The sequence below is a fragment of the Vreelandella zhaodongensis genome, assembly GCF_013415115.1.
Taxonomy (GTDB): domain Bacteria; phylum Pseudomonadota; class Gammaproteobacteria; order Pseudomonadales; family Halomonadaceae; genus Vreelandella; species Vreelandella zhaodongensis.
In genome coordinates, this window is sequence record NZ_JACCDD010000006.1 from 17,494 (window position 1) to 42,078 (window position 24,585).

Consider the following 24,585-nt stretch of genomic DNA (forward strand, 5'->3'; position numbering starts at 1 on the left):
GGAGTTTGCGATGAAAGGCACATGTCTTTGCGGTTCCATCGAAGTGACTGCGCCTAACCACGATCAGGTCAGTGTTTGTCATTGCTCACTATGTCGGCGTTGGTCGGGTGGGCCTATGTTCGCTGTGCATTGCGGTGGTCCGGTAGAATTCTCTGGTGCTGAGCCTACCGCTTACCGCTCGTCTGAGTGGGCGGAGCGAGGCTTCTGTGCAACCTGCGGGACGCATCTGTTCTATCACCTGCTACCCAGCAATGAGTATATTCTCCCAGCAGGCCTGTTCCAGGATCAGTCACTCCAACTCACTAGCGAAATATTTATTGATGAGAAGCCCAGTTATTACGCGTTTAACAACCAAACAGAGAAAATGACCGGACAGCAGGTCTTCGAGCAATTTGCGCCGGATTAATTTAAGCGGCTTGGGATTTCTGATTGCCTTCAACCAGTGTCGATACTGGCATCAAAGATCAAACCAAAACGCCTTGGCTTTTCAACCAAGGCGTTTTTATCTAACGTTTACTCAACCTTCCGTTTAACGCTTCTTCCTAGCTGGCTTTTTGTCAGCACTGACGGGTGCGCTTTCCTTTGCGCTACCGCCACTAGGAAAGTGGGCGCGTACCAGTTCCAACAAGCCTTGAGTAGAGGCGTCGAAGTCCGCGGCGTTGGTGTCAATACGCTCACTGATTTCACCGGCAATGCGTTTGCCAAGCTGCACACCCCATTGATCAAACGAGTTGATGTTCCAGATAACGCCTTGCACAAACACCTTGTGCTCGTAGAGGGCAATCAGCGCGCCTAGGTTTTTCGGCGTTAGCTCATCTAGCAGTAGTGTGCTGGAAGGGCGGTTGCCGGGGCAGCTGTAGGGGTCATGCTGGCTAAGCTCTTTGCTGTCCCCTTGGCTGCCTTCCATAAAGGCGTTGGCCTGGGCGAGCATATTGGTGAGTAAGGCGAAGTGGTGGTCTTCCACGCCGGGCTCGGGTTTCAGCGAGGCAATAAAATCAATCGGCACGTAGCGGGTGCCTTGGTGCAGTAGCTGGAAGAAGGCGTGTTGACCGTTGGAGCCAGTTTGGCCCCAGACAATTGGGCCGGTTTTGTAGTTGACCGGATGGCCAAAAATATCGACTGATTTGCCGTTAGACTCCATATCCAGCTGTTGCAGGAAAGAGGGCAACTGGTTAAGCGCTTGATCGTAGGGCACGATGGCCTGGGTTTCGGCGCCAATAAAGTTGATGTACCAGATACCAATCAGCGCCATCAGTACTGGCATATTCTGCGCGAAGGGCGCTTCTATAAAGTGGCGGTCCATCTCATGGGCGCCTTCTAGCAGCTCGATAAAACCTTCAAAGCCAATCGAAAGCGCAATCGGTAGGCCGATAGATGACCACATGGAGTAGCGGCCACCTACCCAGGCCCAGAATTCGAACACGTTCTCTTCACGAATACCGAATTCCATCGCTGCTTTGCGGTTGGTGGAAGCGGCAATAAAGTGCGCACCCACATCGGCATCTTCACCGGCGTTTTCCACAAACCAACGCCGTGCGGTTTTAGCATTCAGCAGGGTTTCCTGGGTAGAGAAGGTCTTGGTGGAGACGATAAACAGCGTGGTGGCGGGATCGAGCCGAGAGAGCACTTTCTGAATATGGGTGCCATCGACGTTGGAAACGAAGTGAAAGTGCAGCTCTGGGTGGCGGTATTTGAGTAGCGCGCGTACGGCCATATTAGGGCCAAGATCTGAGCCGCCAATGCCAATATTGACCACGTCTTTGATGCGCTGGCCGTTATAGCCTTTCCATTCACCGTTTCTTACCGCTTCTGAGAACTGTTTGATCTGTTCCCGGGTGCGATTGATTTCCGGCATCACATCGTTGCCGTCTACATGCACCGCTTCAGCGCTTAAATTGCGTAGCGCGGTATGCAGTACCGGGCGGTTTTCAGTAACATTGATAATATCGCCAGAGAACATCTGTGCGCGGCGCTGCACCAGGGCAGAGTGGTCGGCCAATTCCAACAGTTTGGCGAGTACTTCATCAGAGACGTGATGCTTGGAGTAATCCAAGAACAGGCCGCCCACCCGTAGGCTCATTTTTTCAAAGCGCTGCGGATCATTGGTGAAGTAATCACGAATGCGGTCGTTGGCGGTTTTGTCACGCAGGCGTTCAAGTGCCTGCCAAGTAACGCTGCGGGTGAGTTGAAACATAGAAGGCGATCCTGTTGTTTTAGGTCATTATTAAGTGACGAGCGTTGGGTTGCCCACTCGTGCCTTGTTCTATTTGCGAATCTAATTATGTAAAAATACTACCTAAACCCTTGGTTTAAGCAACTGGTAAGCGGTTGAAAGCTTAAAAATAAGTAATAAACCGTTGCTGATGGGTGCTGAAGGGCATATGTGTTGCAGAAAAGTTGCTGGGTAGGCAGAAGTCTACCCAGCGCTGACGTTTGAAAGTTTAGCTGGTAACGGCAACTTGAGCGGCACCGCGTTTGATAAATGCATAGCCTAAGCCGGTCACCAGCGAGCCGATGACAATCGCGCCAAGGTAAAGCAGTACAGGGGTGATCGCATTGGGGATCAGCAGAACAAAGATGCCGCCGTGAGGTGCCATTAGTTTCGCGCCCACCAGCATGGAAAGCGCACCGGTGATTGCCCCACCCGCCATGCATGCGGGGATAACCCGTAGCGGGTCTTTCGCTGCGAAGGGAATGGCCCCTTCACTGATAAAGCACATGCCCAGTACAAATGATGCCTTGCCTGCTTCGCGCTCTGGTGCAGAGAACTTATTGCGTGCAACGAAACTGGCAATACCCATGCCAATCGCTGGCACCATACCTGCCGCCATAATGGCTGCCATTGGGCCGTAGGTTTCCGAAGCTAACAGGCCCACGCCAAAGGTATAAGCTGCTTTATTGACGGGCCCGCCCAAATCGAAGCACATCATTGCGCCCAATAGAATGCCCAGCAGCACCGCGTTGGTAGAGCCCATAGAGGCCAGGAAGCTGGTCAGCGCATTGAGCAATGCAGCGACGGGTTCGCCAATCACATAGATCATGGTTAGGCCGGTCACTAGGCTGGCCACCAGTGGGATGATCAGAATAGGCTTGAGCGACTCAACGCTAGAAGGCAGCTTCACATAACGAGTGACTGCCAGAGCCACATAACCGGCTAAGAAGCCTGCCAGGATGCCGCCGATAAACCCCGCTTCGATATTGGCTGCCAACATACCGCCAATCATTCCTGGGGCGATGCCGGGGCGGTCAGCAATGGAGTAGGCAATGTAGCCTGCCAGTACCGGAATCATTAGTGCGAAGGCGGTGCCGCCACCAATTTGCATGAGCGCAGCGGCCAAAGTGCCTTCTGCTTGGAACGCTTCAATGCCAAATACAAACGAAAGCGCAATCAGCAAACCGCCGGCCACCACCATGGGCAGCATAAACGACACACCAGTGAGCAGGTGCTTATAAACGCCTTTCTCTTTAACGCTCTTATTGGCACTGCCCGTATTGCTACTATCGTTTTCTACGCTAGCATCAGCCAGGGCAGCTTCCAGCGTGGGGCGTGGCTTTTTCAGTGCGTTGCCGGTCGATGTGCGGTAGATACGCTTGCCTGCAAACCGCGACGGATCAACATCGATATCGCAGGCCAGTACGACCACGTCGGCATCGGTGATCTCTTCTTCGGTTAAGCGATCCTGAGCGCCCACTGAGCCTTGAGTTTCCACGCGAATGGCGTGCCCCATGGCTTTACCTGCTTCGGCTAACGCTTCGGCGGCCATAAAGGTATGGGCAACGCCAGTGGGGCAGGCGGTGATAGCCACAATCTTCTTGCCACTGGCGGTGCTAGCAACAGCCGGAGCAGCGGCTGCTGCGGAGGTTGCAGGAGCAGTGTAAATCGGCGCTTCTCGCTTGGCTTGATGTAAAAAGGCGCTGGGGTCTGGCAGGGCGTTGGCAATTGGTGCTTGGAAAAGCCGCTTGCCTTCAAAACGTTCTGGGGCGGGGACGTGATCGGCAGCCACCACAATTAAATCGGCATTAGTAATTTGCTCGGCGGTGGCAGCCTGCAGCGGCGCAATCTCACCGTGCATTTCCACATGAGTGCTCCAGCCCATCCGCGTGGCCGCTTGTTCAAGGCGCTTGGCGGCCAGAAAAGTGGTCGCCATGCCGCTGGGGCAGGCGGTAATTAGAATCAGGTTCATCGCGTGGCTCCCTCGGTGATGGTGTCGTCAAGACGCCGTACCAAAGTCTGTTGTTGGAGTAAGTCAAAGTCGTCTGCGTGGGGGCTGCCCACGCCAACGTGGCGAACCGCTTCGGCAGAGAGTGCCGTTGCGAAGCGAAGGGTGTCTGGTGGGGTAAAGCCGCTGAGTAGCCCGTGGAGCATGCCAGCCACAAAGGTATCGCCCGCACAAACGGTATTGGTGGCGTTGACGCTAGGCGGCGCGGACTGCCAAGTGCCCTGTGAACTAACCCATAACACGCCCTCTGAGCCTGCGGAAATCAGTGCGTGCTCAATGCCGCTGGCGTGCAGTCGCTCGGCAGCGACCTGACGCTGTTGGTTTGAATCTAGCGCGCTGCCAGCCCACTCAGAGAGTTCCGTTTCGTTAGGTTTTACAGCAGCAGGCTGAGCCGCAATGGCGGTCAGCAGTGCCGGGCCGCTGGTGTCTATCCACAGGGGGACACCATAGCCTTTTAGGGTGGTTAGCAGCTCAGCAAAGAGAGATTGGTCAATACCCGGTGGAAGGCTGCCAGCAACGACGATCGCTTGGGGCGGTGTGGTGCGTTGAAACAAACTGTCCAAGGTTTGCCGTAGAGCATTCAGGTGGGTTGTCTTAATCGGCGTGCCAGGACCGTTAATATCAGTGACGCGGCCGCTTTGCTCAGCCAACTTGGCGTTAATGCGCGTGCTGCCGGGTACCCGCACAAAGGCATCTTCCACGCCGTAGTGGGGAAATGCCAGGCTGAACGGGGCGTCGTTATCCTGACCGAGAAAGCCGCTAACGATCACTTCATGGCCTAAGCTTGCCAGCACTCGCGCTACGTTAACGCCCTTGCCTGCGGCTTCTAACTGGGCGCTGTTGGGTCGGTTCACATGGCCGAGTGTCAGCGCTTCAAGGTTGAACGCTAAATCCAGCGCGGGGTTGAGTGTAATGCACACTACCTGGGCCATTAGTGGGCCTCCAGGGCGTCACGCACCTCATCGCTGGTGGCTTTGCTAAGCGCTAGCTGGGCAGTGGTTTTTGCGTCGGCAAGGTCAAATTCACGCAGGCGCGCTTTGACCAGTGGAATTTGCCGCGCGCTGACGGAAAGCTCATCAACGCCTAATCCTACCAGCACCGGAACGGCCATGGCGTCCGAGGCGAGTTCGCCGCATACGCCGACCCATTTGCCGTGGGCATGGGCGGCATCAACCGTCATTTGAATCAGGCGCAATACGGCGGGGTGCAAACCATCCGCTTGGGCAGAAAGCTCTGGGTGGCCGCGGTCGATGGCCAGGGTATACTGAGTTAAATCGTTAGTACCAACGGAGAAGAAGTCCACCTCGGCCGCCAGCGTAGGTGCTAGCAGTGCGCTGGAGGGCACTTCAATCATGACGCCCAGTTGCACATCAGTGGCGCGCTGTTTTGGCGGGATTTCGCTAAGCAGGCGGTCATAGATGACTTTGGCGGCTCGGAATTCAGCGACATCCTTAACCATCGGCAGCATGATCCGCAGCGGACGGTCGATAGCTGCCATCAGCAGCGCGCGGATTTGTGTTTCCAATACTTCCGGCTGGGTCAGCGCTAAGCGAATGCCGCGTAGGCCAAGGAAGGGGTTGTCTTCCTGGGGAACCGGCCAGTAGGGCAGTGGCTTGTCGCCACCTACATCCAGGGTGCGCGCGACCAGAGGGCGGCCATCCAGAGCATCAGTGGCTTCGCGATATTCGGCAATCTGGGTCGCTAAGTCTGGTGCGCTTGAGTAGGCCATAAACAGGAACTCGGTGCGTAGCAGGCCAACGCCTTCGGCACCCCGTTCAACGGCATCGGCAGCGTGGGCGGTGTTACCGAGGTTGGCTGCCACTTCAACCCGGTGGCCATCGCGGGTCTGGGCTTGCTCAAAACGCAGCTCCCACGCATCAGCTTCGCGCTGTTGCTGGTCGAGCAATTGTTGTTCAGCGCGCTGCAGGCGCTCTTCGGAAGGCTGGGAGGTAACTCGCCCCCGTTCACCGTCCAGAATCATCATGCTGCCGTTATGCAGTACCATCACGGCTTCACCAGCACCCACGACGGCTGGAATACCCAGGGCGCGAGCCAGAATGGCGCTGTGAGCGGTAGCACCGCCGCGTACCGTTAGCAGGCCGCGTACGCGTGAGGTGTCCAGGCGAGCAACATCGGAAGGGCCTATGTCATCCATCACCAGAATATACGGGTGGTCAGGCGGCTCGGGCAGTTGGACATCGCACAATACCCCCAGCACGCGGCGGCCTACGTCGCGCAGGTCTGCGGCGCGCTCGGCCAACAGGCGGTCGGCGAGCATTTCCTGGGCGTGGGCGGCGGTTTCAATGGCATCCCACCAGCCGGCTTCGGCTGAACGCCCTTCACGAATCGCATCAATGGCTGCGTGGTGCAGCTCGGGGTCGTCGAGCATCTCTTCGTGCATTGAGAGAATATCGGCCACTTCGCCGCCAGGGGCGTTGTGCACCAGTGCTTGAAGTTGTGCTGCACCCTCTTTAAGTGCCACTTCCAGGCGACTAATTTCATGTTCGGGGTCGCTGGCGTATTCAGCATAGTCGAACTGCATCGGGCGAATCACAAACACCGGTGCAATGGCTAAGCCCGGCGAGGCGGCAACGCCGGTGTGGGGCGCATCGGCGACTAACGGCTCAACGGGCTTGCTCGTGTTAGTAACCGACTTGGCATCAAAGCCGCCTTCGAACGGTGTTACTTTCTCGCCTAGGCCGTCTTCAACAGCGGCGGCTACGGCGCCTAGCGCAGCACTTGCCTGGTCGCCCTCGGCAGAAAGGATCAGCCACTGGCCACGCCGTGCTCCTAAGCCAATCACTTTGGTCAGGCTGGCGGCAGAGACCGTAGTGGCGCTGCCTTCTTCAAGGCGCACGTGAATCGGTATTGATTGCGCGCGGGCGACCTGTACCAGCTGTTTTGCTGGGCGGGCGTGAAGGCCGTGGGGGTTCAAAACGCGCACGCGTCGAGTCTGAGTGCTGGCGGTTTCACCCGCCAACGTGGCCAGCAGCTGTGCGCTGCTTTTGCCCACCAAGCTGTCACTTTCGCCGTTTTCCAACACGGCTAAGAGCTGTTCCAGCAGCGGGCGGTGAGCATCGCCGCTGGCTGCCAAGCAGAACAAGGCATGGACTGAGTGACCGCTATGTTCTAGTTGTGGGTCGGCTGGTGTGGCAACGCCCAGTGCCGGTTGGCTAACGCCCTGGTCGTGGCTTGTCAGCCACAGGCCTTTGCCAAGCCATTGGGGCTGGGTGCTAGCGACGGCGCTAATAAAGGCGTTATCGACACAGCCGCTTTGACGAAGCCGTGCCGCAGCGGCCAGGGCCAGCTCCTGCGGGTCGCGAGCAGGGAAGTTAATGCACAGCGTATCGGCATCCAGGCGCGGTTCAAGCGCAGGCTTAGACAGTAACCGCGACACCTCGACGGCCGAGCTGGCGCTGGCGAGCTGGCTGGCAACGCCATCGCGGTCTAATACGTGGGTCAACTGACGTAGGATGTCTAAATGTTCGTCGTTTTGCGCGGCGATTGTCACCAAAACATGCACTGTCTGGTCATCATGCCACTGAACGCCTTTGGGGAACTGCAGCACCCGTACGCCTGTTCGTTTTACGTGCTGGCGACTTTCCGGCGTACCGTGCGGAATAGCAATCGCGTTACCAAGGTACGTTGACGACTGCGCTTCACGAGCATGGAGGCCATCACGGTACTCGGCCTCAACCAAGCCTGCATCCGTTAGCGCCTTAGCGGCGATGTCGAGTGCAGCTTGCCAGTCGTCCGCATGGCGGTCGAGCAAGATGTCGTCTGGACCGAGTGTTAACATAAGGTTCTCCTGTATACGCTGTCAGGCAACGGTGATGTCTGCAATGAGCGGCGTGATCGTGCTTAAACGTTGGTCGTAGAGCGCTAAGCTTAGCTGGATGAATCGAGTCATCTATGATTAGTTGTATGCTGAATCGATTCACTTAAAGACACAAGGGTTGTCTTTCTAGACTTTAGTCGGGGTGGGGTGAAACGGCTGATAAACTACACCGGCAACCAGAGGAGAGAATTGCATGACACTTGCCGACATTGCCCGGCTTGCGGGCGTATCGCGCACCACGGCGAGCTATGTAATTAATGGTCAGGCCGAGCAGCGGCGCATTAGCAATGCCACCATTGAGAAAGTCATGGCGGTGGTGCGTCAGCATCGCTATCACATTGATCCGCAGGCAGCGGCGCTGCGTCGTGGGGCAAGTCGGCTGATTGGTTTGATCGTGCCCGACCTTGAGAATATTAGCTATGCACGGCTCGCTAAACGCTTAGAGCGTGGCGCGCGGGAGCGTGGCTATCAGCTGTTGGTGGTTAGCTCGGATGACTGCGCCGATAGCGAACGCACCTTGGCCTTAGCGCTGCGCGCGCAGCGCTGTGAAGTGCTTATTACCGCCAGCTGCCTAGCTGAAGATGACACCTTCTATTCTGAATTGGTGGATGAGGGCTGGTGTGTTGTGGGAATGGATCGCGGACTTGTTCCGAAGCGCTTTGCCAGCGTCGTCAGCAACGATCAGGACGCTGCTTATGCGCTAACGCGTTCGGTCATCTCTGATAGCACGCGGCGGGTGGCGTGGTTGGAGGCGATGCCAAGTTTGTCGATCAGTCGCGAGCGGCGGATGGGCTTTCAAGCGGCACTACAAAACAGCCCTATCGAGCCAATTTTGCTTAGCGGTACGCACTATGAGCGTAGCGAAGGTGCTCGCCTTGCCGCGCAGTTGTTGGATGATGCGAGTGGGGCTGATGCGCTGGTGACCGCGTCTTATGTGCTGATGGAAGGGGTGTTTGATGTGTTTTTAGAGCGTGGCGGGCTACCAGAAGAGATGCGGCTAGCCACCTTTGGTGACCACCGCTTGCTGGATTTTTTACCGCAACCGGTGAATTCAGCCCCGCAGGATTATGATCGCATTGCTGAACTCACCCTAAGCTGTGCCCTGAATGCTATGAACGGTGATTATCAGTGTGGGCAGCAGGTCGTGGCGCGTCACCTGCGTACCCGATAAAACCACATAGTCGGGCGGTCTTATCTATACCGTGCGGGCCTGAGCCCAGGCTTCTGCATCTGGAATAGACATATCGTAGCGTTCACTGAGGTAGGGCGACGACAGTAAGAAGTCGGCGCTCGCCGCATTGCATGCCACCGGTACGTTCCATAACGCGGCTAATCGCAGTAGCGCTTTAACGTCAGGATCGTGGGGCTGAGGGGCAAACGGATCCCAGAAGAAAATCAGCACGTCCAACTGCTGCTCGGCAATACGCGCGCCAATTTGCTGATCACCGCCCAGTGGTCCGCTCATTAACCCCTCGACCTCCAGGCCTAGCGCATTTTTGAGCCGCCCAGAGGTAGTGCCCGTACCAATCAGGGTGTGCTGGCTGAGCGTTTCCTGCCAGCGCGTTGCCCACTCCAGCATTTCGGTTTTTTTGCCGTCGTGGGCAATCAACGCAATGCGTTTACGCGGTTGCAGCGTGCGAACGGCTTGGCGGGGTGGGCGTGCGTCAGTCATGGTATGGCTCTCCAGGTCACTATTACATTTCAAGTAATAGTCATATTCCAAATCGCTGTCAGGTTTATTCTTCTGCAACGGCTAGCACTTTCATTGTGTTGGTACCGCCGTGGGCATTCATGTGGTCGCCGCGGGTAAGAATGACATGCTCGCCGGGGCGTGCCAAACCATGAGCCTGCAGTAGCTTTACGGCTTCTTGATTAAGCTCTTTAGGATCCATATCGGTCGTATCGAAAGGAATCGATACCACGCCGCGATAAAGCGCCATGCGCCGTTGAGCAATCGGGCTGTGAGCCAAGCCTACGATAGGCAATCCTGACCGAATACGTGAGGCGATTAGCGGGGTGTAGCCCGTAGACGTCATACATGCAATGGTGCTGACACCTGTTAGATGGTTCGCCGCGTACATGGCAGAGAGGGCAATGGTTTCATCAATACGCTCGAAGCCTTCGTGGATACGGTGGCCAGACGATTGGGCAATGCGCTCGCGCTCAGCGCCGAGGCATACCCGGTCCATTGCTTGAATGGTTTCTACCGGATAGTCACCCGCGGCGGTTTCTGCTGAGAGCATGACGGCATCGGTGGCATCGAGCACTGCGTTGGCCACGTCGAATACTTCGGCGCGGGTGGGCAGTGGCGACTCAATCATTGATTCCATCATTTGTGTGGCGGTAATCACCGCACGATTAAGGGTGCGGGCATGTTTGATGATGCGTTTTTGGGTGCCGATTAGCGCAGCATCGCCAATTTCTACACCTAAGTCGCCACGGGCCACCATTACTGCCTCTGATGCCTGGATAATGCCATCTAGGGTCTCATCATCAGCAACGGCTTCAGCACGCTCTAGCTTGGCAACCAGACCTATTTCCTTGCCTGCTTCGCCGAGCAGCTCGCGCGCTTCTTGCATATCGGCAGCGCTGCGTGGGAATGAAACTGCCAAGTAGTCCACCCCAATATCGATCGCGGTTTTAAGGTCTTCTTTATCTTTTTCGGTAAGTGCAGGAGCGGATAGTCCGCCGCCTTGTTTGTTGATGCCTTTGTTGTTGGAAAGCTTGCCACCCACGTGAACGCGGGTGTGCACTTCTTGTCCAGTAATAGAGGTGACATCAAGTACGACACGCCCGTCATCCAGCAGTAGCCGGTCGCCAGGGGTGACATCATCAATCAGCGACTTGTAATCACAGCCGACACGCTCGGCGGTACCGCTGTTGGCATCCAGCGCCATGTCGAGCACAAAGGGTTGACCAATGTCTAGATGAACAGCGCCTTCGGCAAAGCGTGATATACGAATTTTCGGGCCTTGCAGGTCACCCAGTGCGGCAACGCTTCGGCCAATTCGCTGGGCGATTTCGCGAACTTCGCTTAAGCGCCGACGATGGTCATCTGCCGCACCGTGGGAGAAATTGAGCCGCACGACATCAACGCCCGCTTTTAACATGGCTTCCAGCACACCAGGGCGGTCGCTTGCTGGGCCAAGTGTCGCGACAATTTTGGTGCGGCGAAGGGGAGTGGGAGATGTTGAGCGAGTCATAAAAGTTACTCCAGTTGACCATCTTGGCGGTGATTAATTATTGGACTACGATAGCGTTTATATAGTAATTTTACTACATATTGGAGCGTTATTAGCCTTTAAGGACAGTTTAGACTGGTATGAATTGCCCTAAGGGTGAATAAATACGTATTTTTAGTAATTTTTTTACTGGATACGCCATCTACTACCACTGCTTGATCGAGGTGCCATCATGACAATAAGAGTTGCTATTAACGGATTTGGGCGGATTGGTCGCAATGTATTGCGTGCGCTGTATGAAAATAGCTACCGGGATCGCGTCCAGGTAGTTGCGATTAATGATCTGGGCGATCCTTCCCTTAATTCGCACCTACTACGCCACGATACGGTTCACGGCCACTTCCCGTTTGCGGTTGAACACGATGCCGAAAGTATCAGTGTGGATGGCGATCGCATTGCAATCTCTTCTGAGCGCGACCCTAGCCAGCTACCTTGGGCATCCATGAACATTGATCTCGTTATGGAGTGTACAGGCCTGTTTACTAAGCGAGAGGCGGCCGCCAAACACATAGAAGCGGGGGCTAAGCGTGTGTTGATCTCTGCGCCTAGCCCTGATGCCGACGCTACCATCGTATATGGTGTTAATGACGATATTCTGACGGCTGAGCACACAGTGGTCTCCAATGCGTCGTGCACCACTAACTGCCTGGCACCTATCGCCAAAGCGCTAAACGATGCTGTAGGCATTGAAAACGGCTTGATGACTACGGTTCATGCCTACACCAACGATCAGAATCTATCGGATGTTTATCACTCCGACCCCTACCGCGCGCGTAGCGCGACACACTCGATGATTCCGACCAAAACAGGTGCGGCAGCGGCGGTTGGCTTGGTATTGCCAGAGTTAGCGGGTAAGTTCGATGGTTTGGCGGTACGTGTACCGGTAATCAACGTTTCCTTGGTGGATCTGACGTTCACGGCAAGCCGCGATACCACCAAAGAGGAGATCAACGCGATTGTTGAGAAAGCGGCGGCGAATTCGTCTGTACTCGCGGTTAACGCTCAGCCGCTAGTGTCGATCGATTTCAACCATGATGCGCATTCATCTACCTTTGATGCCAATCATACCCGTGTGAATGGCCGCTTAGTGAAAGTCATGGCGTGGTACGACAACGAGTGGGGCTTCTCCAACCGTATGTTAGATACCGCCATTGCAATGCAGGAAGCCGCCAAGTAATCTTAAATTGCATGAGTCTTCCGTGTCAGGCGCAGGGACGCGCCGATTAGGCTTTACGCAAAAGTTGCCAGCTTAGGGGCAGGTTTCTCCCAGCAGTAGTTCAGTGCTCAGTAGCTGTGGCTCTTTAGGGCGGAGGCCCAGGATCATTTGTGCTGCAATACGGCCTTTGTCAGTGCTGTCCTGGCGAACAGTGGTCAGCCGCGGTGCTCGATATTGCCCTTCTGCAATGCCATCAAATCCCGTTATTCTTAACTCCTCCGGCACTTTTATGTTGCGCTGCTCAGCTAACGTTAGTGCTGTAAGGGCAATTCGGTCTGACATGCAAAGTAATAAATCAGGCCGCCGTCCATCAGGGGCGTCCAGTATGTCTGCAATCACTGGCGAGCAAACATCAAACACGTTTTCTTCGATATTCCAAAGCGGTATCTGTTCGGTGTCATAGCCACATTCGCTGAGTGCCGCGTGAAAGCCAGCCAAACGAGCACGGCTGATAGTGCTGCTGTTGGGTAGCATTGTATGTTCAGCGGTAATACGGCCATTGCAGTGCTCTTTGGTGAGGCGAAGATTAATCACTGCAGGGCGCTTAGGCCGTGTGTGTAAGGCGTGCTGGGCAATGTGGTAACTCGCATTCTGGTCATCGATATGAACGGTCGGGCTACCTTCAATATCGAAATCAACAGACACCAGTGGGCGTTGGGACGGTAGCTCATTGAGAAGTTTGTTGTTAGGCATTAAGCCATAAACGATAAATCCGTCGGCAATATTTGCGGATCCTGGCGGCTGGGATGCATGGCCACGGCCAGGTAGTAACAGCAGGGTATGACCATGGGCGTCGAGCACTTCAGCCACACCGGACAAAAACTCACTAGCGACGGCATCATTAAGGCTGTAGGTCAGGCTTTCGGCAAGAATAACTGCAACAATGCTAGAGCGGCCGGTGCGTAGACTGCGTGCTTTTGCATCTGGGCCGTTATACCCCAGGCGTTTGGCCTCACTTAAAATGCGATCTCGTAGTAGTGGAGATAGCTGGTCAGGGCGGTTAAATGCATTGGATATCGTCGCAGTGGAAACGCCGAGTTCTGATGCAAGATCCTTAAGGGTCATTCGACGATGAGCGGTCACGGGCTTCCTATCCTGTCTAATTGTTAGCGCCATTTTATAGCGCAGGCTAATTATTTGAATCAAGCACACAAAAATAACGGCCTTGATGGCCCACCACCTTCGCATAAGGTGGGGAAGATCATCAAAGGCCGTTGTAGATGCCGTATAAGCATCCTGATGAGCACTGCCGATATGAGCTAGGCCGCTGAGCGAGTCGGGGATACCAGTAGTGCTGCACCGTTTTCATCAAAGAGATGCACATGCTCAATATCGGGAACTAAGGATACTTGCTGGCCTTCCTTCCACTGGCTGGGTGCTTCGCTACGGTGAATGAGCAGTGTGTCGCCTTCTTTAGGTTCTAGGTACACGTAGACCTCATTACCTAGGTATTCAACGTTAACGATATCAAAGCAGTTACTGCCCGTTGGAGCTTCAAGGCGCAGGTGCTCTGGGCGTATGCCCATTGTCAGTGGGCTGCCTTGATTGTAGCCGTCAGCCGACTGAGGCAGGGCTATTTCGCCGAGTCCCTTGGCGCTAATTCGACAGCCATCAGAGGATCCGGTGATCAGTTCTGCGGGCATGAAGTTCATTGTCGGAGACCCAATGAACCCCGCGACAAATTGGGTAGCCGGACGTTGATAAAGCTCATAGGGGCTACCCACTTGTTCAACATGACCACCCTTGAGGACCACGATTTTGTCCGCGAGGGTCATTGCTTCGACTTGGTCGTGGGTAACGTAAATCATGGTGGAGCCCAGACGGGTGTGTAGCCTGGCGATTTCGTTACGCATTTGCACCCGCAGCGAGGCATCCAGGTTAGACAGTGGCTCATCAAATAGCAGAATGCGGGGCTCGCGGGCCATTGCTCGGCCCATCGCCACTCGTTGCCGCTGGCCGCCTGAAAGTGCCTTGGGCTTGCGGTGTAACAGATCTTCAAGCTGCAAAATTTTAGCGGTGCTCATCACCCGCTCATCGACTGTTTCTTTAGAAGCTTTCGCGAGCTTTAAGCCGAAGGCCATATTCTCGTAAACAGTCATATGTGGGTAGAGCGCGTATGACTGAAATACCATGCCCACGCCTCGTTCCCGTGGAGGGAGATCATTGACTAGCATGTCACCAATGGTTAAGTCACCGTCGGTGATCGACTCTAGCCCTGCAATGAGCCTTAGCAGGGTGGATTTGCCGCAGCCGGAAGGGCCAACAAAGACGACAAACTCACCATCGCCGATACTTAGATCAACGTCTTTAATAATGTGGTCACGGCCAAAAATTTTATTGACCTTGCTAAGCGTAACACTTGCCATGGTTAGCTCCTTGTCGACCTCGATCCAGCACTCCTCGTATCGGGTCGACTATCGTTATTGAGTGTTATTGTATGTTTAACCGATATGCATAAATGCAGCCTGGTAAGCAGGTAGTGTGAGCACATTGTCTTTGCGTGCCGCATTAAAGCCATGCCCTTCCAGGTCACTGGTGACGTTTGCAGGGAGTGCTGTTTGCTGCTCATTACCGGTCAGGTTAAAGACACACAGCACTTTTTCGTCGCCTTTCTCACGGATAAAACCAAGCAGTTCTTCGCCGACGTCAACCACGTTCAACTCACCGTCGAACAGTGCTGGATGCGCGTAACGGAAGGCCAGCATCCGGCGTACACTATTCAGCGTTGAGTCGGGGTTCTCCTGCTGACGGCTAACGGCTACATCCAGGTGGCGTGTTTCCACGGGAAGCCACGGTTCAATAGAGGAGAAACCTGCCTGGGTGCCATCGGTCCAAGGCATCGGCGTGCGACAGCCATCTCGGCCTTTAAACTCTGGCCAGAGTACTTTGCCGTAAGGGTCTTGAATACGCTCGAAGGGGACGTCGGCTTCTGGTAGACCTAGCTCTTCCCCTTGATAAAGGCAGACACTGCCTCGTAGGGAAAACAGCATGGCGAGCATCACTTTAGGATAAGCAATGGGGTCTTCTTCAGCGCCCCAGCGTGATGCGCTACGCTCAACATCATGGTTAGACGTTGCCCAGCAGGGCCAAGCATCGCCGGCTAAACGCTGAAAGCGCTCAATAACTTGACGAATATAGCTGGCGGAACGTGGCTTGTTGAGTAGATCGAAGGTGTAAGCCATGTGCAGCTTGTCACCACCTGCGGTGTACTCAGCCATACGCTCAAGTGGGTTGTCATCGCCGATTTCACCGACGGTGGTTGTACCAGGATACTCATCCATTAATGCCCGTAGATCTTTCAAAAACGCAACGTTTTCAGGGCGGCTGATATCGTAGACATGGCGCTGCCATGTATAGGGGTTTGTTTCGGGCGCGCCAAGGGTCTTGGATTCGCCTTTTGGCACCGGCGGATTGTCGCGCAGTTCGGCATCGTGGAAATAGAAGTTGACCGTATCCAATCGGAAGCCATCAACGCCAAGGTCTAGCCAGAAACGCATGTTGTCCAGCTGTGCCTGACGAGCGTCTGGGTTATGGAAGTTGACATCCGGTTGGCTGGTCAAAAAGTTGTGTAAATAGTACTGCTGGCGACGTGAATCAAAAGTCCAAGCAGGGCCACCAAAAATGGACAGCCAGTTATTAGGTGGCGTGCCATCGGGCTTTGGATCCGCCCACACAAACCAATCGGCTTTGGCATTGGTGCGGTCCTGGCGGCTCTCTTTAAACCAAGGGTGCTGTTCAGAGGTATGGCTGATGACTTGGTCGATCATCACTTTCAGGCCTAGCGAATGGGCTTTAGCCAGCAATACCTTGAAATCCTCCAGAGTGCCGAACATCGGGTCGACGTCACGGTAGTCGCTGACGTCATAGCCGAAATCGAGCATGGGAGAGGTGAAAAAAGGTGAAAGCCAGACACCGTCCACATTTAGAGAGGCCACGTAGTCGAGCTTTTCGGTAATGCCCCTTAAGTCACCAATGCCATCGCCACGGCTGTCTAAAAAGCTGCGCGGGTAAATTTGATAGATAACGCCACCGCGCCACCACGTCAGGTTGTCTTGCATGAGTAATCCTTAATAAAACGTAAATAGCGCTTGCGCTTAGCCTTTAACAGCACCTGCAGTGAGGCCTGAAACAATTCGACGCTGGAAAATAATGACCAGAATTACCAGCGGTACTGTCACCACGACCGACGCGGCCATAATGGGCCCCCAGGGAAGCTCGTAGGCACTACCGCCAGAAAGTAGGGCAATAGCGACTGGCACCGTGCGTTGCGCGTCGGTTAGCGTGAAGGTCAAGGCAAACAGAAATTCGTTCCAAGCAGCAATAAAAGCGAGCAGGCCGGTCGTCGCCATGGCTGGCCACATTAACGGTAGGAACACCTTGGTAATGGTAATCCAGGGCGTTGCTCCATCCATGATGGCGGCTTCTTCGAGTTCCATGGGGAGCTCTTTCATAAAGGTAGTCAGTACCCACACCGTGAAGGGCAGGGTGAAAATGGTATAACTCAGAATAAGACCGGCTGGATTGTTGTAGAGGTTTAGCGCACGAATCACCTCAAACAAGCCCGAGAGCACTGCCACTTGGGGAAACATAGATACCCCAAGAATAACCAGCATCACTGTAGAACGGCCGCGGAAGCGGACACGGCCCAGCGCGTAGGAAGCGGTAATGCCCAGCAGTAGCGCGATAAACACCACGCTAAAAGCAACGATAATCGAGTTGAAGATCGCACGCACAAAGCTGGATTGGCTAAAGATCTGGGCGTAGTTATCGAGGTTCCAAGTCGAGGGCCATAGCTCAACCCGAAAGAGTTCGCTGGAAGGCTTAATAGAAGTAATCACCGCATAGTAGAACGGGAAAACGGCATAAAGCATGATGAGCCCAACTAAGGCCCAAAAGCCCACGCGCTTAGCAATTTTGGCTAACTGACGCTGATTCATCAGTCACCTCCTAGTTTTATTTTATTGCGGCCTAAGTAGAGGTAGGCAACCGTGGACAGCGCAATGATAAAGAACAGCAGGGTAGACGCCGCACTGCCGTAGCCAACATCCTGGAACTCAACTAGCTGTTGACGTGCGTAGACCGACATCGACATAGTGCTCGTCGAGTTAGAGGTCAGCACGTAAATCACATCGAATACCCTCAAGGCATCCAGTAGTCGGAAAATGACCGCTACCATCAACGCTGGTGTAATGAGTGGCAGGGTTACTTTGAAAAACACACGTACGGGGTGAATGCCATCTACCTCTGCAGCTTCGTAGCAGTCTTTCGGCAGCATTTGCAGCGCAGCCAGTACGAGCAGGGCAACAAAGGGAATCGTTTTCCAGACGTCAACCATAATGACTGCCCACATGGAGTAGGTGGCACTTGCCGTCCAGGCAATTGGGTCGTCGATAATGCCTACGGTCATTAGCAGGTGGTTGATAATGCCGAACTGATCATTAAGCATCCATGCCCACATCTGCGCCGAGACAATGGTGGGAATTGCCCATGGAATCAGTACTGCCGCACGCACAATGGTACGGCCCTTAAACTCCGCATTTAGAATCAGTGCCACAATGACACCGAAAACGACTTCTAACGAAACCGAAACTACGGAGAAGTAAACCGTGTTCCAAACTGAGCGCCACCAGATAGGGTCTGCTAGCACCCCATACCAACGGCCATCTTCGTAGATTAGGTAGTTTTCTAAACCAATAAAATTGGCTGCGCCAAGATCAGAGAGTGACGCGTCCGTTAGGCTTAAAAAGAAGGTGCGAACCAGAGGCCAGCCAGCTACCAGTGTTAAGGCAATCAGCATGGGCGCTAGGAATAGCCAAGCCGCTTTTACCCGTTGGCGGCGTACTTTGGTGCCGCGAGGCCGACGCGCTTGGGTAGAGCGCGCCTCCATGGGCGCGCTGTTATTAGAAGAGGTCGACATAGGTGTCTCCGCGGTTACCAGTTACGACGCTTCAGGCGAAGGAGTTCGCCTTCAAGGTCGGAAACAGCTTGTGCACCATCTTTGCTGCCGGAGAGTACATCGTGAGAGGTGCTGAAGAAGGCATTGCTAACACGTCCGTAGGCATCGCCGGTCGGAGCAGAGGGGCGGGCAACGGCATTGGTGAACGTGTCATAAAGTGTGCCAAAGAACGGAACGGCCTCCAGAACCTCTTCATCTTGATAAAGCGCATCGATAGTTGGGTTGTAAGATGCCTGAATAGCACGCCGCTTTTGTTCGGCTTCGCCGGTTAAAAAGGCGACCAAGTCAGCGGCCAATTCAGGGTGCTCGCTGTAGCGTGACACGGCAAGGTTCCATCCGCCTAAACCGGCGGCACTTTGGCCATCTTCGCCACCTGCTGGCAGCTGGGTAACACCGACTTTGTCACGGACATCACTGTCATCACTCTGAGCCAGTGACCATGCGTAGGGCCAGTTACGCATAAACACCGCATTGCCGCCCTGGAAAACGCCACGGGCTTCTTCTTCGGTATAGTTCAGCACCCCTTCTGGCGAAATATCGCCGATCCAAGAAGCAGCTAGGTCGAGTGCCTCAGCAGCGCGCTCGTTATTGATCGTCACTTCGCCATCTTGATCTACGATGGTGCCACCGCCGTGGCTGGCGACCCACTCAAGAGCATTAACTGTCAGGCCCTCATAGGCGCGACCCTGGAAGACAAACCCCTGCATGCGGTTATTGCCTTCAGCGCGTTCAGCCTCTTTGATTTCGCGGGCAATCTCGGTCAGTTCCTGCCATGTGGTAGGGACGTCATGATCATATTTTTCCAGCAGATCTTCGCGATAGTAGAGCACGCCAGCATCGGTAAACCACGGCATCGCTACCAAGCGGCCGTCGATAGTATTGTTAGTGACGATGGTTTCAAAATGGCCAGCTGCAGCGTCTTCGCCGAGCACTTCGCTAAGGTCAAGTAGATGGTTTGCAAGTAAGCCCGGCCAGACAACGTCGATCTGCATGACATCGATATCACTGGAATTGGCAGAGAGAATTTGCTGGTATAGCGACAAGCGCTCGGTGGACGAGTTGGGGGTTGATACGACGTCGACACTGTGGCCAGTTTTCTCTTCCCAGGCGCGAATACCTTCCTGGCAGAGGGTGAGCTCTGCCCCGACGGCACCGCAAGAAATCGTTAATTGAGCCGCTTGTGCAGAGCCAACGGCGCTGGCAATGCTGGCCAAAGCGATAGCAGAAGTGAGTAGTGTCCTTTTCATAATGGCGTTCCTCGGCGTTTATTGTTGTGGGTGATAAAAGCGCTTACTGCGCCTACTTAAACGATTAAGTATGTTGCCAGTTAGCCGTCTCCTTGCCTTAAGTTCAATAGCGACTTTTGTCTAATGTCTTCGCCTCTCTTTTTCCTAAGACGAGGAGAGTGTTAGACATTGGTCGATATTTAACAATCTCTTGTTGGTTTACGTGCTCTTAATCGATTAAGTTCTGCATTCCACTCTTTTGAGGGTTAAAAAGTTGTTGCTTTGCAACGTTTGCTATTCGGCTAGCTAGTGCGGTAGCGACCTAAATACCCCAAACCCAAGTGGACGCTTTATGAATAAGTGCTAGCTGTCCCTAATAGAGGTCGGCTGGGATTGAAAACCGTAGGAACTATAATAATAGGGTTAAAAAACAATGCACAAAATGACATTCAAGACGCCTCTAGCAATCGCAATAGCTACCGCCAGCTTTGGTTTGGGGTCAACGGCCAATGCGAATACAACATTAGAAGAGCGGTTTGCGGAGCTTGAAGCGCGAATTGCGGCGGCAGAGCAGCGTGCGGTAGCCGCAGAGCGCCGAGCCGATCTCGCTGAGCAAGGCCATGTAACAACGTCAAGCGCACCTGCATCAAGTGCCCCTTCTGAGGTTGTCAGTAATGCTGAGATTGAAGAGCGACTTGCCCGCGTAGAGCGGCAGTCCAGTGGTGAGGAGGGCTTCTCGTTTAATGTTTACGCCCGCTCAGGCTTACTTCTTGGCGAAAATCGCAAAAGCATCGATGGTGGCCCGTATATCACACCAGCAGGCCCATTGGGCGGCGCAGTAGGGCGCTTAGGGAATGAGCCTGATACCTACTCTGAAGCCGTTCTTAACTACCGGATGCAGTTTGATAACGGTGCTAAGGCCCGTTACACCACCATGTTGGCGGCGGGAACCACGTCCAGTAATGACTGGGTGGGCGATGATACCAACCTGAACGTACGTCAGGTTTACGCCGAATTTAGTGATCTACCCAGCTTTACGGGGGCGTTTGAAAACGCTTCTATCTGGGCGGGTAAACGCTTTGATCGTGATAATTTCGACATTCACTGGCTCGATAGCGATGTGGTTTTCCTCGCTGGTACCGGCGGCGGTATCTACGACATGCAGCTGGCGGATAATTGGCGTTCAAACTTATCAATTTATGGCCGTAGCTTTAGTGATTATCCCATCATCAATCGTGAAAATCCCGGTTTAGATGGGGAAAGCGATACCGATAATTTAATTTTGACCTCCAATAACTACTTTGGTAACTGGCAGGTAATGGTGAATGCCATGTCTGCGGCTGACAATGATGAGCGCGACATAGGCGTTGGCCAAACAGCGGCTGACAGTGGTTGGCACACCATGGTGGCTTACCACGGTGATAGCTTCTTTGGTATGGGGGAAGGTAACTTCAAAGCAGCGCTACTGCACGGCCAGGGCTTGGGTGCTGAAGTGAAGGGCTTAGGTAGCAATGGTGATCTGACAGATGATGCCGCTGCCACGAGGCTGGCGGTGTATGGCACAACGTATGTTGCGCCGCAGTGGCGGGTTGCACCCTCCTTGCTAGCGGAAGTCAGCGACGACCGTTTCGCTGATGGTGATCGTTACAAGTGGGCAACCTTGAATCTGCGTGTTGCCAATGAGATCACACAGAATTTTGAGATGCAGTATGAAGGTAGCTACCAGTACATGGATCTCGACCCTAATGGGTTTAGTGGACGCGAAGCGGTTAGTGGTAATTTTGGTAAGCTGACCATTGCGCCAACCTTCAAACCTGATGTGGGTGGTTTTTGGAAGCGTCCTGAAATCCGACTTTTCGCTTCATACACAGATTGGGATGCAGAGCTCAACAGTTACACCACGGAAGATTCATTCGGCAATGATGGGTTTACAGGAGGGCAGTGGAGCTTCGGCGTTCAAAGCGAGGTGTGGTTCTAGTCCCTATAGCATACTACTGTTTCGCCAATGCCGATTGCCCGCGACTTGTCGCGGGCTTTTTGCTACAACAGGCATTCATTAGGAGACGCGTCGATGCCACTGCTGCGAGAGAAGTTGAAGGCGCCGCTGCTGCCGCTAAGCGTGGTCGCTCGGCCGCGCCTGAATGATCATTTTGTGCTAAACGACCGAGTACGATTGCTAGTGGTACAGGCACCCTCTGGGTACGGTAAGACGACGCTGCTTGCCGAGCGACTACCGGCGTTGGAGCAGGAAGCCGCTTGGTTGCGTTTCGACCAGCGCGACAACCAACCGGTACGGTTTTTAACTTACTGGCGGGAAGCGTTAAATACACTGCTCGAAGCACCCTATGTGCTCTCACCCATGACAGACGATGCTGACTGCGTCGAGCAGCTTGAACGTTGGCTGGGTGAGTTGCCTGAGCAGCGTTCTGCGTGTCGTTTAGTCGTAGACGAATTTGAACACCTGACCCATCCGGATATCTTGGCTGGTGTTGCTCACTGGCTTCGACATCAGCCGTTGTGGCTAACGCTGACAGTAGCAAGTCGTTCACACCCTGCGTTGGGTCTAGCAAGCCTGAGGCTCCGGGGCGAATTAGAAGAGATCGACTTGCAAGGGTTGGCGTTTGATAGCGAAGAAGCGCAAACCTTATGTGCAGAGCAACTGAGCTTTCCTCCCACTCGGGTGAGTCTGGAGCGTGCCCTGCGCAGAAGCGGTGGCTGGATTATGGCGCTTAACTGGCTGGTGGAGCGCACCACCACACGTGCAGGATTCGATGCGCTGGTCGAACGGTTAAACGGATCACACCCCGATTTTGTCGCTTGGTTTGACGAACTGCTGGCTGCTGCGCTGCCGCCTGAAGAGCGCGAATTAATACTTCAGTTGGGGGTGCTAGAGCGTTTTTCCCCTGAGCTAATGGCGCGCCTATTGGAAGGGGAGCGGCTCACCCAGCGCCTGGAAGCCTTTGCCCAGGCGGGGCTATTTATCGAGCGGCCAGATCCCCACGCTCAGTGGTTCCGCTTCCAGCGATTATTCGGTGAATACCTACGTCATCGTCGCCACGAGCTTAGCTTAGCGACCCAGCGGGCGTTGCATCAGCGAGCCAGTCACGCATGGCTAGCGCTTAATGATCCCATTATGGCGCTGCGCCAAGCCATTCTGAGCGAGGATCTGGATGACGTTTCCAGCTTGATAGTGACCCAAGGGCCCGTATTGATAGGGCGAGGGGCGTATGCGTTGCTGGCCCAAGGTTTCACACTACTGGGCGAACCACGGCTCTCTATGGACCCGAAATTAACACTGCTTTACGGCTGGGTGTCGCATGCGCAGTTTCAATTTGATGTCGCGACACGGGTGATTGGGTGGATAGAAGCTCAGTTAAGTGCGCAAGAGTGGCAAGCGCTACATTCTGAGTTTGCCACCTTGAGAGCCCAGCTGGCGATTAATCAGGGAAATGCTGAGCTTGCAGCACCGCTGGCAGAGCAAGCGCTCGCGCAGCCTGCTCGTTACCTGGCATCAACACCGCTGACCGCCACCGCTATTCTTAGTGAAGCACGCTTTGTTCTGGGCTACCTGGAAGAGTCGCTTCAGCGCGTTAGAGAAGTCGAGCGCCAAGCCCGTCAGCGCAACGATCATCAGCTGCTGCTGTGGTCATACTGTCATCAGTCTGAAACCTTGGTTGCTCAGGGACGCTTACAGGCTGCCTACGATATTCAAGAGCGCGCATTTGCCCATATAGAGCGGGCCGAACTTGAGCATCTACCGATAGCGGAGTTTCTTTATCGCATACGCAGTCAGGTGCTGTGGGAGTGGCACCGGCTTGATGAAGCCGAACAAGCCGCTTTGAACGGTATTGCGGTGCTGGATAACCAGGGCGAACGCTGGACGCTTCAGTGCCATATTCAACTCGCTAAAATCGCTCAAAGCCGAGGCGATCAAGCCCAGTGTGCCGACCACATTCGGCGTCTACGTAAAATCCTCGCAGAAGGGGACTACCATATTGACTGGGTTGCCAACGCCCACGCTACGTTGCTGGCTTGGTGGCAGTCCACCAATGATAGGGACGCCATTGAGCGCTGGCGTCAAGAAGCGCCCGCTCCGCTTACCGAGCATGCGACTAACCACTTTTCCCAGTGTAATGTGCGTAACCACGCGCGGGCGCTAACGCTATTGGGCCACTATGCGGAAGCCCGAGAACTTTTAAATACGCTTGAAGAACAGACTCAGCGACTAGGGCTGATAACGGACGCTAACCGCAACCAGATTTGCCTAGCGGCGGTAGCGTGGCACGAGGGGAGTACCGAACAAGCGGCTCAGCATCTTCAGAAGGCACTCGCGCTGGCATCTCGCACCGCCCTGGTAGGAAGCTTTTTACGCCTAGGCAAGCCGTTAGGCGAATTGTTGGGCCAGCTAAATACTAGCGGTCAATTAAATAGCCTTGAGCAAGCCCGCGCGGAGCGATTGTTAGCACTCGCCAGTCGCCAAAAAGAGTTTGGTAGCGCCCGACGCTTAATGCTGGATGAAACAGTGATTGCCGATATTGTGGCGCGTCCCGATGTGCCTGAGTTGATTCGTACGTCGCCGTTAACCCGCCGGGAGTGGCAAATTCTGGGACTGATTCATGCGGGGCTTTCCAATGAGCAGATCGCTGAACAGCTCTCAGTAGCGCCCACCACCATCAAAACCCATATTCGCAGCCTTTATCAAAAACAGAATATTCGACGTCGTGACGAAGCCATTGCGCTGGCAGGACAATTGCTGGCGCATATTCAAGGAGAGTAAACAATGCTCATGGGCGGTAGTAGCTACTCCCAACGCCTACGCCTAGCTAAGCCTCAGGGGGATGATTTTATATAGGGGGCAAGACTGCATCATGGCAAGCAACAGGCCAT

General features: G+C 54.4%; 17 protein-coding genes. 5 read left to right on the forward strand and 12 right to left on the reverse strand.

Annotated features, from left to right (window positions below; all coding sequences use genetic code 11):
• The first annotated feature begins 10 nt into the window (after positions 1-10).
• Positions 11-406: a GFA family protein gene (locus tag HZS79_RS11260; RefSeq protein WP_179927910.1), complete on the forward strand. Its 396-nt coding sequence runs from the start codon at positions 11-13 to the stop codon at positions 404-406.
• 123 nt (positions 407-529) lie between these two features.
• Here the strand turns inward: HZS79_RS11260 and pgi are convergent, their stop codons facing one another.
• The 4 genes from pgi to ptsP form a co-directional block, all read right to left on the reverse strand.
• Positions 530-2,194, reverse strand: a complete 1,665-nt coding sequence (gene pgi, locus HZS79_RS11265; protein ID WP_179927911.1) for a glucose-6-phosphate isomerase — start codon at positions 2,192-2,194, stop codon at positions 530-532.
• 247 nt (positions 2,195-2,441) lie between these two features.
• On the reverse strand, positions 2,442-4,184 hold the full coding sequence (locus tag HZS79_RS11270; RefSeq protein ID WP_179927912.1) for a PTS fructose-like transporter subunit IIB: 1,743 nt from the start codon (positions 4,182-4,184) through the stop codon (positions 2,442-2,444).
• A complete protein-coding gene (pfkB, locus tag HZS79_RS11275) occupies positions 4,181-5,152 on the reverse strand; it encodes a 1-phosphofructokinase (protein WP_179927913.1) in 972 nt (323 codons plus the stop codon). Before pfkB ends, HZS79_RS11270 begins: the two co-directional genes overlap by 4 nt.
• Entirely contained in the window at positions 5,152-8,019 is a 2,868-nt protein-coding gene (gene ptsP, locus HZS79_RS11280) for a phosphoenolpyruvate--protein phosphotransferase (protein ID WP_179927914.1), read from the reverse strand. Before ptsP ends, pfkB begins: the two co-directional genes overlap by 1 nt.
• Positions 8,020-8,251: 232 nt before the next feature.
• Here ptsP and cra point away from each other — a divergent pair, with 232 nt between their 5' ends.
• Positions 8,252-9,229, forward strand: coding sequence for a catabolite repressor/activator (gene cra, locus HZS79_RS11285; protein ID WP_179927915.1), 978 nt, complete (start codon positions 8,252-8,254; stop codon positions 9,227-9,229).
• A 24-nt stretch (positions 9,230-9,253) separates the two neighbouring features.
• Here the strand turns inward: cra and HZS79_RS11290 are convergent, their stop codons facing one another.
• Together HZS79_RS11290 and pyk are read right to left on the reverse strand one after the other, a co-directional pair.
• A complete protein-coding gene (locus tag HZS79_RS11290; protein ID WP_179927916.1) occupies positions 9,254-9,730 on the reverse strand; it encodes a methylglyoxal synthase in 477 nt (158 codons plus the stop codon).
• A 64-nt stretch (positions 9,731-9,794) separates the two neighbouring features.
• Positions 9,795-11,261, reverse strand: coding sequence for a pyruvate kinase (gene pyk / locus HZS79_RS11295; RefSeq protein ID WP_162219336.1), 1,467 nt, complete (start codon positions 11,259-11,261; stop codon positions 9,795-9,797).
• Between the two features lie 211 nt (positions 11,262-11,472).
• Between pyk and gap the strand changes: the two genes are divergently transcribed.
• A complete protein-coding gene (gene gap / locus HZS79_RS11300) occupies positions 11,473-12,477 on the forward strand; it encodes a type I glyceraldehyde-3-phosphate dehydrogenase (RefSeq protein ID WP_179927917.1) in 1,005 nt (334 codons plus the stop codon).
• 72 nt (positions 12,478-12,549) lie between these two features.
• Here gap and HZS79_RS11305 read toward each other — a convergent pair whose 3' ends face one another.
• From HZS79_RS11305 to HZS79_RS11330, 6 genes are all read right to left on the reverse strand, one after another.
• Positions 12,550-13,599, reverse strand: a complete 1,050-nt coding sequence (locus HZS79_RS11305; RefSeq protein ID WP_340159022.1) for a LacI family DNA-binding transcriptional regulator — start codon at positions 13,597-13,599, stop codon at positions 12,550-12,552.
• A 176-nt stretch (positions 13,600-13,775) separates the two neighbouring features.
• The gene (locus tag HZS79_RS11310) at positions 13,776-14,882 is read right to left on the reverse strand and encodes an ABC transporter ATP-binding protein (protein WP_179927918.1); all 1,107 of its coding nucleotides are present in this window, start codon (positions 14,880-14,882) and stop codon (positions 13,776-13,778) included.
• Positions 14,883-14,957: 75 nt separating this feature from the next.
• Entirely contained in the window at positions 14,958-16,574 is a 1,617-nt protein-coding gene (locus HZS79_RS11315; protein WP_179927919.1) for an alpha-glucosidase, read from the reverse strand.
• A 36-nt stretch (positions 16,575-16,610) separates the two neighbouring features.
• The gene (locus HZS79_RS11320) at positions 16,611-17,453 is read right to left on the reverse strand and encodes a carbohydrate ABC transporter permease (RefSeq protein ID WP_162219332.1); all 843 of its coding nucleotides are present in this window, start codon (positions 17,451-17,453) and stop codon (positions 16,611-16,613) included.
• The gene (locus HZS79_RS11325; protein ID WP_162219331.1) at positions 17,453-18,433 is read right to left on the reverse strand and encodes a carbohydrate ABC transporter permease; all 981 of its coding nucleotides are present in this window, start codon (positions 18,431-18,433) and stop codon (positions 17,453-17,455) included. The genes HZS79_RS11320 and HZS79_RS11325 overlap by 1 nt, the downstream gene beginning before the upstream one ends.
• 14 nt (positions 18,434-18,447) lie before the next feature.
• Positions 18,448-19,719, reverse strand: a complete 1,272-nt coding sequence (locus tag HZS79_RS11330) for an ABC transporter substrate-binding protein (RefSeq protein WP_162219330.1) — start codon at positions 19,717-19,719, stop codon at positions 18,448-18,450.
• Positions 19,720-20,131: 412 nt separating this feature from the next.
• On the opposite strand from HZS79_RS11330, the gene HZS79_RS11335 reads away from it, so the two are divergent.
• Positions 20,132-21,676, forward strand: coding sequence for a carbohydrate porin (locus tag HZS79_RS11335; RefSeq protein WP_162219329.1), 1,545 nt, complete (start codon positions 20,132-20,134; stop codon positions 21,674-21,676).
• A gap of 93 nt (positions 21,677-21,769) precedes the next feature.
• Entirely contained in the window at positions 21,770-24,475 is a 2,706-nt protein-coding gene (malT, locus tag HZS79_RS11340) for an HTH-type transcriptional regulator MalT (protein WP_179927920.1), read from the forward strand.
• The last annotated feature ends 110 nt before the right edge of the window (positions 24,476-24,585 follow it).